The organism is Streptomyces sp. Isolate_45, from assembly GCF_024721315.2.
GTDB lineage: Bacteria > Actinomycetota > Actinomycetes > Streptomycetales > Streptomycetaceae > Streptomyces.
The window spans coordinates 32007-49661 of record NZ_JANFAK020000021.1 but is presented as its reverse complement, the minus strand read 5'-3'; the positions used below and the strand labels follow the sequence as shown (position 1 = coordinate 49661).

Genomic DNA, 17655 nt, shown 5'->3' with positions numbered 1-17655 from the left:
CCGCACCGATCCGCCGCCGGAACCCGCCTCAAAGGGGCCGAGCCACCTGCGCGGTCAGGTGCGGCCGGCCGGGGCGTAGGGCCGCTGGATGTCCTCCGGGTAGGCCGTGTGCAGCACGGCCTCCTCGTAGGTGATGGTGCCTGCCGCTACGAGGGCGTTGATGCTGGTTTCAAGGGTCTGCATGCCGTCGCGGTGGCCGGTCGCGATCATGTTGCGGAGCTGGCGGCTCTTGCCCTCGCGGATCAGGTTGCGGACCGCCGACGTGCCTACCAGTACCTCGAAGGCGGGCGCCCGACCCCCGCCGGTCTTGGGGATGAGCGTCTGGTTGAGGATGCCGACCAGGGTGTGCGCCAATTGGAGGCGGATCTGCGGCTGTTGCTGGGCCGGGAACACGTCGACGATGCGGTCCAGCGTCTGCGACGTGTCGTTGGTGTGCAGGGTGGCGAACACCAGGTGCCCGGTCTCGGCGATGGTCAGGGCCGCAGAGATGCTCTCCGGGTCGCGCATCTCGCCGAGGAGCAGGACGTCGGGATCCTCGCGCAGGGCCGCGCGCAGCGCGGCGGGGAACGAGTCGGTGTCGGTGCCGACCTCGCGCTGGTTGACCGCCGAGCGCTTGTGCTGGTGCAGGTACTCGATCGGGTCCTCGATGGTGAGGATGTGCACCGGCCGGTGCGTGTTGACGTGGTCGAGGAGCGCCGCCAGGCTCGTCGACTTCCCCGACCCGGTCGGCCCGGTGACCAGTACAAACCCGCGTGGCTTGTCCGCCCACCCGATGACGACCGGGGGGAGCCCGAGCTGCTCGGACGACGGCACGTTGAACGGGATGATCCGCAGCGCCAGCGCCGACGCGCCGCGCTGCACGAAGGCGTTGCCGCGCAACCTGGCCTGCTCCCCCCAGCTGAATGCGAAGTCGACCTGCTTCTCCTGGCGGAACCGTTCCGTGAGGTCCGTGCCCAGCACCCCGGTCACCAGACGGTCGACCTCCGGCTCGGTCAGTGCGGGCCCCTCGACCGGTCGCAGGGCGCCGTCGACACGGAGGAACGGCGCCGATCCGGTGGTGAGCAGCAGGTCGCTGCCGCCCCGCGCCCACAGGTCACCGAGCAGGTGGTCGATGATTGCGGAACTCGGCCCGGGCATGGTGGTCTCCAAGGTGGTGTGCTTACTCATGGCAGGACCGTCCACTGCTTGACGGTGCTGGTGTGGCCGTCGAAGGACACGGCGGCCCGGACGAGCGGGCCGGACAGCAGGTCGATCCGGGTGCCGCCGAGGTACTCGGTCGCGCCGCCGCTCCCGGCGGTGACGGTGTAGGTCACGGTCAGCCCGGCCAGCTGGGAGGCGTTGGTCAGGCCACACGGGGCCAGGTCGACCCGGTCGGCCACCGGGCCGTTCGAGCCGAGACGGACCGGCAGGTCGAGTGCGTTGTCGACGCCGGTGCAGGTGCTGCCGGGGAAGTCCACCGACAGCTTCAACGCCTTCGCGTCGCCGTCCTCGTGGTGGGTCACCTGCAGGACGACGTGGTCGAGCGGTCCGGTCGTGGCCGGTGCCGGCTGCGCGTAGCCGCCGAGCGTGAGGGATGCCTGGCCGCCGCCGGGGATGGTGGCGTCCGTGACGTCGACGGGCGCGCCGGGGGCCGGGGGCGTGAACCCGGCGATCGCAGTGACCGACGCCGGTTTCGCGCTCACGGCCGGATAGGTCGTGAACAGCACTGGCTCCGGTGGGATTCCGATCGCCGGGCGGAGGTATCCGGTGGCCGTGTTGATGCCGAGTTCGATGGTCCGGGCGATGATGCCGCGGGTGACGACCTGCGCGCTGACCTGGCTCATCGACAGGTCGACGGCGGCGGTTGGCGCGTAGACGGTGCCGTTGATCACCAGGCGGCTGTGACGGGTGGCTGTGTCGGCGTCGTCGGTCGACTTCAGCACCGCGCAGCGGTTGCCCTCGGTGAGGCAGCCGGACAGGGCTCTGATGGCCGGGGCTCGGAACACGATGTCGAGTTCGACGCCGTCGAGTTGGGCGGTGGCGTCCGTACTGCCCGTGCCCAGCCTCGCCTCGTAGTCGGCAGCAAGCTTGGCCAGCTGGTCGCCCTTCGTGATCCCGCAGGCGCCGAGGTCGACCAGGTCGACGCCGAGTGCCCTTTCGTGGGTGGTCAGGGCGTGGTTCGCGTCGCAGGCGGTACCGGTGCCGGAGACGGTCAGCGCGGTGGTGGGTGGCTTCGTGGGTGCGGGCGGTGCGGGCGGCGCGGGCGGCTCCGTCGGCACGGGCGGTGCCGGGGTGGTGTCGTCGGCCTGGTGCGATACGCGCAGCACGACCTTGTCGATCACTGTCCCCGCCGGCAGGGGCAGCATCGCGAATGCTCCGAGCTGGATCGACGCCGACGGGGTGGCGGCGGCGAGCGTCGCGGTCGAGGTGGTGGTGTCGATCGCTCGCGCGTGCGTCGGGTTGAGGAACGCCGCGGCGGTGGGCGTCGCGTTGCTGGTCGCCTTGGTGGGCCGTACCGAGAACGGGGATCGGTAGGCCAGTTCCAGGGTGACGCCGTCGAGCTGGGCGGTGGCGCTGGTGCTGCCGGCGCCGAGGGTGGCCGTGTAGGTCACGACCAGACCGGTCAGCTGGGCGGGGTCGGTCAGCCCGCAGGTGGCGACCAGGTCCAAGGTGTCGGTGGCCAGGGCGTCCTTGTGCGTGGCGAGCTTCTGCGGGGTGGTGCAGGAGCGGGGTATGCCGGGCCCGGTCAGAGTGACCGAAACCGTCGGCGGCGGCCCTCCGGTCGCCCCGGGGTCGTCGCGATGCGCTACGTGCAGCAGGGCTCCGTCCAGGAGCGAGCCGGGCGCCACCGCTGGGCTGTCGTAACCGCCGAGGGCGATGGTGGCGGTCGGCGTGGTGACAGGGTCGAGTGTGGCGCGGGCCGTGTCGGCGCCGTCGATCGCCTTGGCGTTGGCCGCGCGGCTGAACGTCGTCGACTCCGCGCTCGTCGCCGGCCGGGGCTGCGGCGGGTCGTAGACGATTTCGAGCCACATGCCATCCAGGGAATGGGCGCCAGTGGTGCCGCCCGTGTTCAGCCCGGCGGCGTAGGTCGCGGTCAGGCCGGACAGCTGTGCTGGGTCGGTGATGCCGCATGCCTTCAGGTCGACGCGGTCGTCGCCCAGGCCGGCCCGCGCGGTGAGCGGCAGGTTGGTACAACTGCCACCGCCGCCCGCGGGGGTGACGTTGATCCTGGGCGCCGCGGCGTCGCCGGTCTCCTGATGGGCCACCCGCAGCACGGCGGAGTGGATCGTCGACCCCGGCGGCAGGGGCGGCTGGCCGAACCCTGCCAGGGTGATCGACGCGGACGGGGCCGCCTTGGTCAGGTCGGCCTTGGCCACCAACGCTGTCGGCTGCTCGCCGATCTCCAGGGCGTTGTCGGGATCGGTGCCGGTAGCGGTGAACCCGATCGATGCGATCACGGCGGTCGGCTTGAACGTGGTCGGCGTGCGGTAGGCGACCTCCAGCCAGATGCCGTCCAGGCGTTCCGTGGCGGTGGTGCCGTCGGTGTCCAGGGTGGCGGCGTACGTCACTGTCAGGCCGGTGAGCCGAGCCGGGTCGGTGAGCCCACACGCACCCAGCAGGTCGATCGGGGGATCCACGGCGAGTGCCGTGTGCCGGGGCAGGTCGTCGGTGCGGCAGGTGTCTGCGCCCACAGCGGTGGTGACCTTCACCGCGCCGGGGGCGGTCAGGTCGCCCTCGTCCCCGTGGCTGATACGCAACTTCACGCTGGTGATGACCGAGCCGGGCGGCACCTGCGGGGTGAAGCCGGCGAACTGCATCGAGGCCGACCGACGATTCGTCGCGTCGAGGACGGTGTCGGCCGTGCAGCTCGTGGTGCCCGTCGGCTGGGGACACCCGGGCAGGGTCGGCCGTTCGCCACTGGTCAGGGCATGGCCCGGGTTGGCGAAGCCGGTGTTCGTGACCACCGCTGTCGGCTTCAGTGCGTGGGACGGCTTCGGCGACTGGACCCCGAACACCGCGACCTGCTGCGCGTCCGGGGTCACCGGGGCGCACAGTTCCGCGTGTCCACGGTTGACCTGGAATTGGCTGCCGCCGCCCATCATGACCTGGACGCCTTCAGGCCGCGTCTTGTCGCAACCGCCCGGGTTGGGGACGGTCGGGCGGGACGGGGCTCCGGGATCCCAGCCTGCCTGGGTGCCACCGACCACGCTGACCGTGGGGTCGTCGACTGTCCAGACGGCGGCGCCGCCGGTGAAGGTGAAGTCGAAGTAGTAGATCCCCGGCTGCAGCCACACGACGACGTTGGGGCAATCGCCACCGGTGAGGCGGGTGAGGGCGCGGGCGTCGTCGTAGTAGCCGGGCTGCAACCGCACCAGCCAGGAACCGGGGCCGGGGCACGCGGGCGCCGTCTGCCGGACCGGTACGGCCGTGGCGGGCGGGGTGTAGTCCGGGTCGGCGCCCACGACCGCGTCGGCGGGAGCCGACGGGGTGTCGTTGGCGCAGTCGTGCACGTACGGCGCCTGGGTCGGGGGCAGCTGGGGCTGTGACACGGCGCTGGAGCAGTCGCCGACGGCCGACACGTCGCCCGACACCACCATCGAGGCGCCTGCGCCGGTGGTGATGTTCGAGTGGGAGAACACGCTGCCCTGCACGCGCAGGCCGCGCGTGCTCACGTTGATGCCGTCCTTCTCCGCCCGGCCCAGGCTGCGCAGCGCGTCCTGCGGTTGGGTCGCGCGCGTGGCTGCAGGAGACGCCTTGAGGGGGTCGCAGTGGACGATCATCTGCCGGCCGTTGATCGGCGGGGCGGTGTAGTCGGCGCACGGGTTGCCCTGCGAGAAGTTCTTGATCGCGAGCTGCGTGGCACCATCCGCGCTGTAGTCCCGCTTGCCCTGGTCTGCGTACACCTTCGCGGCCTTCAGTCCCGCACCGGCGAAGGACAGGACCGACACGGCGACCAGGCTGAAGACGACGATGAAGGCCAGCGCGAGGATCAGTGTCGCGCCCTGTTCGTCGCCGCGCAGGCGGCGCGGACTCAGACGATGCGGACTCAGGCGCCGCGGGTTCAGTCGGCGGACATTCAGGCGGCCGTTCATGACGCGCTCGATCGTCGGACGGCGGTGAGGGCCGTCGGGGGCGCGGCGGGGTTGCTCTGCACGGTCAGCGTTACCTCCATGGGCGAGGTGCACGGGGTCTCGGCACCGCAGCTCAGAGTCACGGGATGGGTCGATGGGGTGTTGTCGAACCGGCCCAGCAAGGTGGTGACGACGGCTCCGTCGGTGCACTTCACCCGGTTGAGGGCGCCGGTCGGCTGGTCGTAGGTGTAGACGACGTCGGTGCCGGGCCGGCTCAGGTGGACGATCACGTCGTCAACGCCGCATGCGGGGTCGGTCGTGACCTTCTCTGCGCTGTGCACGTCGCCGTAGAAGTAGCGGTTGAGGGTGCCCGCCGCGCTGGTGGCGGCCACCCGCTTCTCGGTGCCCGCCATGAACCGCAGCCCGAGGATGATCGCCTGGGGCAGCAGGGCCCCGATGATGCCCAGGATGACGATCGTGACCAGCAGCTCCGTCAGGGTGAACCCCGACTCCGAGCTCCTGCTTGACTGTTGCTTCGTCATGACAGCATCGACTCCCGCTTGACCACCTCAAGGGTCACGTCCCTGACGGGGCGCGGGCCGGCCGAACGCACGGTGAGAGTCACCTTCTGCACTCCCGTATCGGCCGTCGGGCAGGCCTGGCCGAACGCACCCACCCCGTCCCAGTACTCGACCTCGACGGTCACGGTGTACCCAGCCGGCGGCGTCGAAGTCTCGTAGCCACTGGCGCAGGACACGTACGGATCGCTGACGACCCTCTCTGCGGCACTGCGGATGACGGAGTCGGCGCTGGTCAGCTTCTGCTGCGTGACCGAGCTGATGAGCGCGGTACCCATACCCCCGAGGATGGCCGCGAAGGCGACGCCCATGAGCACCACGGCAACGAGAACCTCGATCAGAGTCTCGCCCTCTTCGCCGCGGCGGCGCTGCGGGCCGCGTGCCGGGCGGCGTGCCGGGCCGGTCACTGGACGCTGACCTGGTTGAAGACGCCGTAGATCGCCGAGAGGAGAGCGACGGCGACGAACCCCACGACGACCCCGACCATGACCACCATGGCCGGCTCGAACAGGCTGGTCAGCCGCTTGAGTTTGTGCTGCAGTTCCTTCTCGTAGAAGTCGGACACGTTCTCGAGCTGGTCGTCGAGGGTTCCGGTCTCCTCCCCCACGCGCATCATCTGGGTGACCGCCCCGGGGAACAGCTTGGTGCGGGCGATCGGCCGGGACATGCCGCCGCCTTCGAGCATCTCCGTCCGGGCCGTCCCGATGGACCGTTCGTACACCCGGTTGTTGGCGCCCGAACTCGCCAGGCTGAGCGCCTCCGGAATGGGCACGCCGGCCTTGATCATCGAGGTCAGGATGCGGCAGAACCGTTCGATGACCATGTACCGGACCACGTCGCCGACCACAGGCATGGCCAGCAGGAAGCGGTCACGCAGTACCCGTCCGCGCTCGGTCCGCAAGCCGGCGATCAGTGCCGCGACGAGCACGACGAGCGCCCCGGCGATGACCGGATACCAGGCCGTGACGAAGTCGGTGAAGCCAAGCAAGATCCGGGTCGGCAGCGGCAGTTCCGCGTTGAAGGACTCGAAGAACACCTTGAAACGGGGCAGCACGAACAGGACCAGGACGAGGACGACGGCTAGGGCCAGCCCCATCACCAGGCCCGGATAGGTCAGGGCGGAGCGGATGCTGCGCCGGGCCTCGACGTCGCGCTCGATGTAGCGACCCAACTGGGCCATCACCACGTCGAGTTCACCGGTCGCCTCTGCCGAGCGGAGAACGGCGATGTAAAACGGTGGGAGCGCCTTCGCGTGGGTGGCCATCGCGCTGGCGAAGCTCTCGCCGAACCGCAGCGAGTCCATGACGTCGACGAGCACCGTGCCCAGCTTCTTGTCCTTGGTCTCGGCGCGGATGATCTCCAGGGCGTCCAGGATGGGCACTCCGGCCTTGATGAAGGCGGCCATCTGGCGGGAGAAGTTGCTCAGTTCGACCAGGTCGACCTTTGCCGCGGTGAGTTCGAGCTGCAGCAGGTTGCGGCCCTCGGCCTTGACGGACTGCACGTCGTAGCCCTGCCGGGTCAGGCTGTCGGTCACGCCGTCGATGCTGGAGCCCTTGAGTACACCGGTGGCCCGCTTCCCGTCCGGGCCGACCGCGACGTACTTGAAGGTGGCCATGCCGGTGTTCTCCTGGGTTCCAGTGTCAGAGGTTCGCGTTGTCAGTCTTTGGACGGGGCATCCAGCGGGCCGGGCACTAGACCACGTACACGCTGGACATGATCTCGGCGATGGTCGTGACCCCTTCCTCCACCAGACGGACGCCTCCGTCCAGGAGGCTGTCCATGTGCTCCTTGCGGGCGGTCCTGCGCAGGCTGTCGATCGACGCGTTCTCGACGAGCAGCCGCTTGACCGCGTCGCTCATCACGAGCAGTTCGAAGACGCCGATCCGGTCCTGATAGCCGGTCCGGGAGCAGAAGTTGCAGCCCCGGCCCTGCCAGAACTCGGCGTCGGTCGACCCGCCGGCCTTTGCGAAGAAGGCCAGTTCGTCCACGCCCGGCCGGTAGGGCTCGCGGCACTGGTCGCAGATCCGGCGCACCAGTCGCTGGCTGACCACCCCGGAGACCGTGGAGGTGATCAGGAACGGCTCGATGCCCATGTCGGCGAACCGGTGCAGCGCGGAGCAGGCGTCGCCGGCGTGGATGGACGACAGGACGAAGTGGCCGGTGAGAGCGGACTCGACCGCGATCCGCGCCGTCTCGGCGTCCCGGATCTCGCCGATCAGGATCACGTCGGGGTCCTGCCGGAGGATCGAGCGCAGCCCGGTCGCGAAGGAGATGCCCGCCTGGTCGTTGATCTGGATCTGGTTGACCGACGGGAACACGTACTCCACCGGGTCTTCGATGGTGGTGATGTTGCGCTCGCTCTGGTTCAGTTCGCCGAGCGTGGCGTACAGGGTGGTCGTCTTGCCGCTGCCGGTCGGTCCGGCGCAGGCGACCATGCCGTACGGGGAGCGCAGCAGGGAGGAGAACCGTTCGTAGGTCGCGTCGGGCATGCCGAGCTCGGCCAGCCGGAACAGTGTGCGGTTCCGGTCGAGCAGCCGCAGCACCGCCTTCTCGCCCCAGATGGTGGGGGTGGTCGCGACCCGGATGTCGACCGACTTGCCGTCGATCTCGGTGGCTATCTGCCCGTCTTGCGGGCGCCGCCGGTCGACGATGTTCATGTTGGCCATGATCTTGATCCGGCTGACCACGGAGGGGCCCATGTTCTCCGGCAGGCTCAGCACGTCGTGCAGCGCGCCGTCGATGCGGTACCGGACCCGGACCCGGTCGGCGTGCGGTTCGATGTGGATGTCCGAGGCCCGGTCGCGCAGGCCCTGGGTCAGCATGAGGTTGACCAGGTGCACGACCGGCGCGTCCTCGCTCACCACCCTGGCGCCGGAGTTGGCGTTTCGGCCGGTCTCGGTCGCCTCGAAGGCCTCGACCAGGCTGCCTGCGCCGGCCAGCGCCCGGTAGGCGCTGTCGATCGAGCGCCTGATGTCCGACGGAGCCGCGATCGCCAACTGCACCCGGTCCGGCGCGACGGCCCGGCCGACCTCGTCGAGCACGCGCGGGTCTCCGGGGTCGCCCGCCGCGATCAGCAGCGTGCCGTCGGAGCGCCGCACGGCGACGACGCCCAGCGAGCGGGCCAGCGCCTCCGGCACTCGGGCGGCCGCCTCGGGATCGGGTTCACTCTGGCGCAGGTCGGCGACCGGGACGTCGAGTTGAACCGACAGCGCCTCGATCAGTGACCGCTCGTCGACCATGCCGAGTTCGACCAGCAGGGCACCGAGCCGCTTGCCCGAGGCCGACTGCTGCAGGAGCGCCTCGTCCACCTGCGCCGGGGTGAGCAGCCCGCGCTGCTGCATCAGTTCCCCGATGCGCGGCCGATCCTGGCCTGCGGGCGAGGACTGCGCAGCGGCGGACGCCGCGTCCGGGGCGGGTTCGTCAGCCGGGGCCGGGGACGGCGCCGAGCCCTGCGCCCCATCGGGCAGGGTGTGTTCCTCGCCCGCGGGACTTGTCGTCGCCGCCCGGCGCCGGAGGAAACGGCCATTCGCCAAGGAACCCACCCCTTTCATGCATCCAGAACAGCGGCCGAGTCATCCGCGGCGAGCACATCGCATCAGTTGTCAGTCGCTGATTAGTCAGCGGCACACTACAGCACACCATCGCGTCACCTCGGAGCCCCCTCGGTGGGTTCTCCCCTTGTAAGTCCATCACCCGCTAAGTAGTCTACCGCTGATTAATCAAGCAGTTACTAACGCCCGGTTTTACCTGAACCGGTCGCCGTAGATGGAGAAAGATGTTCACAAACCTGCAAGGCACGTTGCGTCAGCGAATGCGTGCACGGAACGAGAGCCCGGAAGCCGGCTTCACGCTCGTCGAGCTTCTCGTGGTCATCGTGATCCTCGGCATCCTGTCCGCCATCGTCGTCTTCTCCGTCAGCGGCATCAACGACAAGGGCCAGGACGCGGCCTGCAAGACCGACAAGACCACGATCCAGACCGCGGAAGAGGCGTACTTCCTCAACAAGAACGTGTACGGCACCGTGGAGGAGCTCAAGACGGCTGGTCTCCTGTCCACCCTTTCCGAGTGGCACGAGGTCAAGAACCCCGGCGCCGCGTTCGTCGTGACGCCGAAGGACGCGCTCGCCAACGGCAAGCCGAACCCCTGCAAGACCCCCTGACGCAAGAGGATTCCTCACCTCCCGTCGCCACTCAGGGGCCGTCGGGCGGTCGAGTTGGCCAGGTGGCAGCGAAAGCGCCACCTGGCCACTCTCGTTCGACGGACGGGTGGTGACGGGCGGCATCCGATACGGCACCATTGCGCCCATGTCATCCATATTTGTCGTGATTATCGGCCTGTTGGGGCTCGCGGTCGGCTCGTTCCTCAACGTCGCCATCTCCCGGGTGCCGACGGGCCTCTCGGTCCTGCGGCCCCGCTCCGCCTGCCCGGGATGCGCCACGCCGATCGCGGCCCGGGACAACATCCCTGTCGTGTCCTGGCTCCTGCTGGGCCGACGCTGCCGCGCCTGCCGGGTGCCGATCCCCGCGCGCTACCCGCTCGTCGAAGCGCTCACCGGGCTCCTCTTCGCCGCCGAGGCACTGCGCTTCGGCTGGTCGGAGACGCTGCCGGCCGCCCTGGTATTCACCGCAGGACTACTGGCCCTGGCCGCCTGCGACGCCGAGCTGTTCCTGCTTCCCCTGCGGCTGGTCTACCCGACGCTCGGACTCACCGCCGCCTGCCTGCTCGCCGCCGCGGCTGCCACCGGCCAATGGCAGCGGCTCGGCGTGACCGCGGCATGCGGCGTGGGCGCCTTCGCCGTCTTCTTCGCCCTGCACTGGGTGCGGCCCGCCTGGCTCGGATTCGGCGACGTGCGCCTGGCCGGACTGCTCGGCACCGGGCTGGGCTGGCTCGGTCCGTCGCATCTCGTCTTCGCGGTGGTCGCCGGCAGCTTCGCCGGGTTGCTGCTGGGCATCGCGCTCATGGCGGCGGGGCGAATGACCCGCCACACCCGCCTCCCCTTCGGTGTGTTCCTCGCGGCCGGCGCCATCGCCGCCCTCCTCGTCGGCGCTCCTGTCGTCCGCTGGTACGAGAGCCTGAGTGACCCGTACGCGAACGCGATGGGTACGCCGGTCACCAAGGTCGGCCACTGACCGTAACCACCCGGCCGGACGTCAGCCATGGGCTACCGGCGGACCCGAGACGGCGCTACTGGGTGTACCTACAGCGACGCGAGCCGCATGGGCACCGGAACCTGGTTTATCGCACAACCGCCTGCCGGACCGGTTGGTAACCTGGTGACCATGGAGAAGCCCGACCGACCTGATCTGCCACTGGCCGAGTGGATTGTGCTCGCAATCGTGGCCGAACGACCGAGCCACGGCTTCGCCATCGCCGCCCTCACCTCGGAGGGCACGGAAATCGGTGAGTTCTGGCACATCTCGCGCCCCATGGTCTACCGGTCGATCACGCGGCTGGTCGAGCGCGGACTGATCACACCGGTCGGCACCGAGGAAAGCGATCGCGGACCGCAGCGCACGATCTACGCCGCCACCCGCTCGGCCAAGACGACCGTCAGCCGGTGGCTCGGCGAACCCGTGGGCCACCTGCGCGACATCCGCGCCGACCTCACGAGCAAGCTTCTGCTCCTCCGGCGTCGCGGCACCAGCCCGGCTCGCCTGGTCGAGCGTCAACGGATCGTCCTCGACGAGATCGAGGAGTCGCTGCGTGCCAAGGAGCACGCCGACGACCAGCTCACCAACGCGATCTACGCCTGGCGGCTGGACCTCGTCCACGCCGCCCGCCAGCTTCTCGACGCCGTCGACGTCGACTCGACACGGCCGGCCGTCAAGGCCGGCTGAGGTCACGCTCCTGGTCATCAGCGATGCGCTGGTGCCAGCAAAACGGGCCCGGTGATCGCATCATCGCAATCGCCGAGCCCGTGACTCACGTCAGAGTTTCATAGCCGGCCGCCGGAAGCGGCTCGTCGACTACGGCACCTCGACGACGGTCTCGCAGGAGCCGCCGGACGCGATCGAATCCGTGCCCGGGAGCGTCGACCCGCCGTTGGCGTCGCCGGCGCAGACGTCCGTGTCGCTACCGCCGGAGAGGGTGTCGCTGCCGGAGCCGCCGACGACGGTGTCGTCGCCGGAGCCACCGGAGAGCGCGTCGTCGCCGACGCCGCCCTTGACGGTGTCGTTGCCGCTGCCGCCGCTGACGGCGTCGTTGCCGTCACCGCCGTCGAGGTGGTCGTTGCCGCTGCCGCCGGACACGGCGTCGTTGCCACCGAACGTGCAGATCGTGTCGTTGCCGCCGTTCCCGGCGACGGCGTCGTTCCCGTTGCCGGTCACGATCACGTCGGAGCCGCTCGTACCGCTCACGATCCCGTTGCCGGTGATCGTGGCGGCGAGCCCGTTGCAGCCGGTCGAGACGTTGATCGTCACGGTCGCGATGTTCGAGTCGACCGTGCCGTCCGTCGCCTTGTACGTGAAGCTGTCGCTTCCGGTGTAGGCGCTGCCGGGCTGGTAGTTGAACGAGCCGTCCGCGTTGAGCGAGAGGGTGCCGTGCGCCGGCCCGGTCACAAGGGACGCCGTCAGCGTGTTGCCGTCGGGGTCCGTGTCGTTGCCGAGGACGCCGGGAGCGCCGACGACGAGCGGGGTGTCCGCCCCGACGTGGCCGTACGAGTCGTTGGCGGCCGTCGGCGTCCGGTTCGTCGCGTTGAGCAGCACCGACGCGTCCTTGACGAAGGTCGCCGAGCTGTTGCTGTTGGCCGTGACGACGTCGGGACGCCCGTCGCCGTCGAGGTCGGCCACCGCGGTGGCCTGCGGGTTGGTACCGCCGTTGAGCCCGAATGCAAGCGGGCTGCCGAAGGCACCCGTGCCGTCGCCCTCGAACACCCCGACCTCGTTCGAGCCGTAGCTGGAGACGACCAGGTCGACGTGGCCGTCGCCGTTCAGGTCGGACACCGAGGCGGAGGTGAGGTTCGATCCCGCCGACAGCAGGTTCGCGGTACCGAACCCGCCCGCGCCATCGCCCAGCAGGACGGCGACGCGCCCCGGCGTGCCGGGCGCCACGAGGACGGCGTCCTGCTTGCCGTCCTCGTTGACGTCGGCGAGCTTGAGCTTGGACGGCAGTGTCAGGCCGGCCGAGACGCTCGACGCGGTGCCGAAGCCCCCGTCTCCGTCACCCGACAGCACGGAGAGGGTGCCGGTCGATGCGTTCGACGTGACGAGATCCAGATGTCCGTCGCCGTTCAGATCGGCGGCCGCGACGCCTTGCGGGTTGGTGCCGCCGTTCAGTCCGAACCCCGTCGCAGCGCCGAACGTGCCGTCGCCGTTTCCGAGCACGACCGAGACGTTGTTCGTGTTCGCGTTGGAGGTCGCGAGGTCCGGCTTGCCGTCTTCGTCGAAGTCGCCCACAGCGACGCCGACCGGGAAGCGCGCGACACACGGGTTGTCGCCCGTGGTGTCGCACCCGGGCGTCGGGTTGAGTTCCACCGCCGCTCCGGCGCCAAGAGCGCCCGAGCCGTCGCCGAGCCAGACCAGAGCGACGTTGCCGCGCGCGTCCTGGCTGATGACGTCCTTGTGGCCGTCGCCGTTGACGTCGCGGATCTCTGCCGAGTTGAGGAAGCGGCTCGTCGAGGTCAGCGGCGCCGCGTACTTGGTCACACCACCGAAGCTGCCGCCGCCGGAACCGAGGAACACGCCGAGGCCCTCGGCGCGGATCGCCGTCACGAGGTCCGGCGTCCCGTCGTTGTCGAGATCGCCGATGGCGACGGCGGAGCTTCCGCGGCCGTTGTCGTCGAGGTTCGCGGCGGTCCCGAAGCCGGTCGTGTTGGTGCCCGTCGCCGAGGCCTGGGTGGCAACCATCATGACGGTCGCCACCGCGAAGACGAGCGCCGGGATTCGCATTCGCCGAGGGCGCGTGACCGCGAGCGAGTGGCCGTCCGGCGTGAGATGGCGGCGTGGTGATCTATGCATGGGTGAGGACCCTCCTAAGGGCCTGATGAATAGGAATGGGTGAGACGCTTCGGCATGACGGCCGCCGATCGGGGAAATGCCGTACCGGTCGCCATCGATCCGGCCGGAATCGACGGCGGGATGACGTCGGGCGATCTACTCCACTAGTCAGTGGCTGATAACTAGGGCGGCCTGCGATCGCTGAGCCAAGACCGCCGGCCGGGCGGAGTTCACGCCTGGCCGACGGTCCGTTGTCCGATGTTCCGGATCGCCTAGTAGCCGTAGGCGGCGAGGGCGCCCTGGATGGTGGCGTCGTAGTCCCAATCGTTGGCGAACAGGTCGCTCCAGATGGTCGCTGCGCCGGCGTGTCCACCGTTCAGGGCGACGCCGTACTGCGCGATGGGGCCGTAGCCGGAGTACGCGCTCGAGTTGACCTCGGTCCACGTGTTGGGGTCATTGCTCGTGGTGCCGCTCAGCGAACTGGACGACCAGCTCACGTTCATGACGTTCGACTTCGCGACGAGGCCCAGCTGGGTGTTCCCGCCGGCGTTCGCCGTCACCGCGCCACGCACCTGGCTGATCCCGGATTCCAAGCGGACCTTGCACGCCGTGCCCGCGGTGTCGCACGCGCTGCCCCGGAACACGTTCTGCCCCGCCCCGCTGTCAGTCCACGTGAACCCGGCCTGCACCAGCGCCTGCTTGGAGGCCGCACCGAACGGCGCGGAAGCCGGGTCGGCGACCGCGATCCGGTGCCCACTCGTCTGGAGCCAGGTCCACACGTCCGAGATCGTCGTGGGTGCGCCGCCGGAGATCGGCGAGGCGTCACAACGGGGCGACTGCGCCTTGCCGTTGCCGCTGCCGTTGGCGTCCGGACCGAACGCCAACGGCGGGCTTCCGGCGTTGGACGGGTCATCACCCTTGGTCGAACCCGCCCAGCTACCGCTGCAGCTGTAGATCGCCAGGCGCCCGATTGCCACTTGGTGCTTGCTGTCGATATCGCCGTTGCACTCGACGCCCCCGCCCGCCGTGCACGTCCCGCCATCCGCAGTCGGGATGACCGCGTCCACGTTGGTCGCGTCCGCTGACAGGAACGCGTCGATGTGCAGCGGCCCATTGACGCAGTTGTTCGAGGAGGCGGGATTACACGTGGTGTAAGGGCCGGCGCTCTTCAGCTGCTGACGCAGGCTTCCCGAGGTGATACCCCGCATGGTCGACGTATCGAGCACCGGCTTGTTCCAGAACCCACCGACCTGCGATGCGGGGTTCGCCGTGAACGCTGTGAACGACTTGAACGTCCCGATGTAACCCCTCAGGTCCTTCATGACGGGATACATGTTGTTCGCGACACCGACCTCCGAGTCCGTTGTCGCGGACGCCGCCGGTGCCGTGGCGGTGATCAACGCCGTCGCGAGGGCGCCCACCGCGAACGCGTTCCGCATCCGTCTCATCGCGGTGCGGACGGGCTTCGGACCGCTTCCGGCACGGCTGGAATCTATTTGCATTTGCTACTCCTCATTGACCTGGCTGGCGGCGGCTGCCGGAGGGGTACCCCGCTGGTGGGGTCAGGCAAATGCCGGAAACTCATGGGCATCTGCGAGGTTTCCGGCATGAAGGTGCCGCACGCGCCTAGATGGTGCTCACGCGGGGCCCCAGTAGTCAATCATTGACAACTCCACTTGCTCTGGATCTAATGCACCTATCCAGACTGCAACGGGCCTGGTGGGCGAGTGTCGTCGGGCCGCTGCAGGAAGCAGAGAAGAGACTGGCGGCACGATGGGCAGAGGCGTGGTATGGCAGTGTTGAGCAGACTGTCGGGCTCGCGCGCGATCAGGCGGGGTGTGCTGGTTCTCGCGGTGGTCGCAGTGGCGCTGGGGGTCACGGTGTTCGTGCGCGGTGGGTCGGATGCGGCTCCCCGGGCCCAGAAATCCAACCGCGAGTTGTGCACTCCGGGCACCCCGCGCACCGTGCTCTGTCCGGACAACAAGACGTTCGACGCAAAGGAATACGCCACTCACGGCGACGCCTTCGAGTGCATCAACTTCGCCAGTCAGGCGGACGCGCAGGCGGTGCTGCGGGCGAACCCCAGCGATCCGAACCACCTTGATGACGGAGGTGGCGTCGCGTGCCGGGGATTGCCGGAACCGCGCGATGCCGAACCGGTTCCCCAGATCGCACAGCAGTTCAAGTGCGGTCCTGGCGAAACCCGTAGCGGGCTCTGCCCGCAGCCGGATCGAGCCTTCGAGGCTCGCTACTTCCTGCGCTACGGCAACGACGCCTACGACTGCCCGGACTTCGCAAGCCAGGCGGACGCGCAGGCCGTCCTGCGCTTCGCGCCGACCGACCCGAATCACCTGGACGGCGAGCGGAAGGGCATCGCGTGCCCCGACCTGCCCGGACCCAAGGACGTCAAGCCCGTGCGGCGGGGAACTCCGTGACGTGGCAAGGGCTCGCGCGTGCGCTCGGGCTGGACGTGACCCATCGATTGAAGGAAACCCCGACTGTCATGAGACCGGACCATCGCCCGTTCCCCATGCGCGCCAGACGCCAGGACGGCTTCACACTCATCGAGTTGCTCGTGGTCATCGTGATCCTGGGCGTCCTCGCGGCCATCGTGGTGTTCTCCGTCAGGGGCCTCGGCGACAAGGGCCGCGGGAGCGCGGTCGCCGCGGACGCGGCCACCCTGCGGACAGCGGAAGAGTCCTTCTGTGCGAAGCACGGACACTATGGGACCGTCGATGATCTGAAGGCTGACGGGCTCCTGGCCGGTGAACCGTCCTACAACATGGTGGCGGTCGGCGAGGAGAACAAGTGCGGTCGGGGCGCGAAGTCGTCGTTCACGCTGTATGACACCTCACCGTCGGAGCGCACAGGTGACCCGATCCCGGCGGGCCAGCGTCCGACCGACCTCACGGTCGATGAGAAGGCCAACCGCGTGTACGTCGTGTCCGACTCCGACAACACCGTAACCGTGATCGACGGCAAGACCGACAAGGCGATCGGTGCACCGATCAACGTCTCCAGCGCTGTGTCGAGCCCGACCCGGATCGCGGTCAACTCCGCCACGGGGCAGGTCTATGTCGGAGGTGCGAACAGCGTTGCGGTCATCGACACGGCCAACGACAATCAATTGACCCGCGTCAGCTTCTCGGCGATCGTCAGCGGCCTGGCCGTCTCGCCCGACAACGGCGACGTCTACGTCAGCGGTGGTTCTGGAAAGAATTCGGCCCTCGCCTACATTGCGGCCGGCATCCCGTCAGCAACGGCGACGCCGATCCCTCTGCCGTCCGGCGCGGGACTCGCGAACGCAGCCGCCGGTATGGACTTTTCCTTTGATGCCGCACGTCACGCGGTGTACTTCACGAAGCAGGCAAACGGCGGCGGCGCGAGCCCCAACATCGGCCTCTTCGCCATCTCTACGCAGACCCATGAGGTGAGGGTTGTAGCGGAGTTCCCGACGGTGGTGGGCTGCCTCGGCAGCACCATCGGGTCCCTCACGACCAACTCCGCGAAAGGCATGATCGCCGTCGATCCGAACCGCAACCTCGTCTACCTCCTTGCCACTAGGTGCGCTCCGAGACCGGAGCTGCCCGGCGAGGCGATGCCAGTCGGGACGACGATCGTCATCGACCCCAGCACCGGTGAGTCAACGGCGATCGACGAACTGCCGGGAGCGAAGTTCGGTCCCTCTTACGCGGTCTACAGCACCTCGGCGGCGTCGGTCTACGTCTTCTCCACCAGCACCACAGCTGTACCGGGATGCGGCGGGTCCGGGGGCCGCATCAGCCGAGTCGAGGGGAAGGCGGTCACCCGGCAGGCGCTGACCTGCGGATACTCAGGCGCCGCCAGCGCGAACGTGGCGCACAAACTGACCCTGCTGAAGAACTTCAACAGGGTCTTCGTCGCACAAACCACTGCAAATCTCGCCCCGGGCGGCCTTGCTGTGACCGACGGCACCACCCTGCTGACGCAGGCCCCGCTCGGCAGCCCTCGCCAATTCGGCTCTCTGGCCGTGAACAACGCTACGGACAAGCTGTACGCGCTCGACCCGGACGGCAAAGCGGTCATGGTGTTCCGGACAGGACCGGCCTAGGA

At 69.1% G+C, this 17655-nt stretch carries 13 protein-coding genes; 5 read left to right on the top strand and 8 right to left on the bottom strand.

Annotation, left to right across the window (positions count from 1 at the left end; all coding sequences use genetic code 11):
• Positions 1-54: 54 nt before the first annotated feature.
• The 6 genes from NOD94_RS09995 to NOD94_RS09970 form a co-directional block, all read right to left on the bottom strand.
• Positions 55-1167, bottom strand: coding sequence for a type IV pilus twitching motility protein PilT (locus NOD94_RS09995; RefSeq protein ID WP_281205444.1), 1113 nt, complete (start codon positions 1165-1167; stop codon positions 55-57).
• Positions 1164-5072 (bottom strand): hypothetical protein, encoded by a 3909-nt coding sequence (locus tag NOD94_RS09990; RefSeq protein ID WP_281205443.1) that lies wholly within the window; start codon positions 5070-5072, stop codon positions 1164-1166. Before NOD94_RS09990 ends, NOD94_RS09995 begins: the two co-directional genes overlap by 4 nt.
• Positions 5069-5593 (bottom strand): type II secretion system protein, encoded by a 525-nt coding sequence (locus NOD94_RS09985; protein WP_281205442.1) that lies wholly within the window; start codon positions 5591-5593, stop codon positions 5069-5071. Before NOD94_RS09985 ends, NOD94_RS09990 begins: the two co-directional genes overlap by 4 nt.
• Positions 5590-6036, bottom strand: a complete 447-nt coding sequence (locus NOD94_RS09980) for a type II secretion system protein (RefSeq protein ID WP_281205441.1) — start codon at positions 6034-6036, stop codon at positions 5590-5592. The genes NOD94_RS09985 and NOD94_RS09980 overlap by 4 nt, the downstream gene beginning before the upstream one ends.
• A complete protein-coding gene (locus NOD94_RS09975) occupies positions 6033-7244 on the bottom strand; it encodes a type II secretion system F family protein (protein ID WP_281205440.1) in 1212 nt (403 codons plus the stop codon). Before NOD94_RS09975 ends, NOD94_RS09980 begins: the two co-directional genes overlap by 4 nt.
• A gap of 76 nt (positions 7245-7320) precedes the next feature.
• A complete protein-coding gene (locus NOD94_RS09970) occupies positions 7321-8970 on the bottom strand; it encodes a GspE/PulE family protein (RefSeq protein WP_281205439.1) in 1650 nt (549 codons plus the stop codon).
• 470 nt (positions 8971-9440) lie between these two features.
• Between NOD94_RS09970 and NOD94_RS09965 the strand changes: the two genes are divergently transcribed.
• From NOD94_RS09965 to NOD94_RS09955, 3 genes are all read left to right on the top strand, one after another.
• Entirely contained in the window at positions 9441-9788 is a 348-nt protein-coding gene (locus NOD94_RS09965; protein ID WP_281205438.1) for a prepilin-type N-terminal cleavage/methylation domain-containing protein, read from the top strand.
• Positions 9789-9933: 145 nt separating this feature from the next.
• Positions 9934-10758, top strand: a complete 825-nt coding sequence (locus NOD94_RS09960; RefSeq protein ID WP_281205437.1) for an A24 family peptidase — start codon at positions 9934-9936, stop codon at positions 10756-10758.
• 150 nt (positions 10759-10908) lie between these two features.
• A complete protein-coding gene (locus NOD94_RS09955) occupies positions 10909-11466 on the top strand; it encodes a PadR family transcriptional regulator (RefSeq protein WP_281205436.1) in 558 nt (185 codons plus the stop codon).
• 129 nt (positions 11467-11595) lie between these two features.
• Here the strand turns inward: NOD94_RS09955 and NOD94_RS09950 are convergent, their stop codons facing one another.
• Together NOD94_RS09950 and NOD94_RS09945 are read right to left on the bottom strand one after the other, a co-directional pair.
• Positions 11596-13515 (bottom strand): FG-GAP-like repeat-containing protein, encoded by a 1920-nt coding sequence (locus tag NOD94_RS09950; RefSeq protein ID WP_281205435.1) that lies wholly within the window; start codon positions 13513-13515, stop codon positions 11596-11598.
• Between the two features lie 320 nt (positions 13516-13835).
• Positions 13836-15002, bottom strand: a complete 1167-nt coding sequence (locus NOD94_RS09945) for a hypothetical protein (RefSeq protein WP_281205433.1) — start codon at positions 15000-15002, stop codon at positions 13836-13838.
• Between the two features lie 399 nt (positions 15003-15401).
• Between NOD94_RS09945 and NOD94_RS09940 the strand changes: the two genes are divergently transcribed.
• Together NOD94_RS09940 and NOD94_RS09935 are read left to right on the top strand one after the other, a co-directional pair.
• On the top strand, positions 15402-15998 hold the full coding sequence (locus NOD94_RS09940; protein ID WP_281205432.1) for a hypothetical protein: 597 nt from the start codon (positions 15402-15404) through the stop codon (positions 15996-15998).
• Between the two features lie 68 nt (positions 15999-16066).
• Positions 16067-17653 (top strand): prepilin-type N-terminal cleavage/methylation domain-containing protein, encoded by a 1587-nt coding sequence (locus tag NOD94_RS09935; protein WP_281205431.1) that lies wholly within the window; start codon positions 16067-16069, stop codon positions 17651-17653.
• Positions 17654-17655 lie beyond the last annotated feature (2 nt).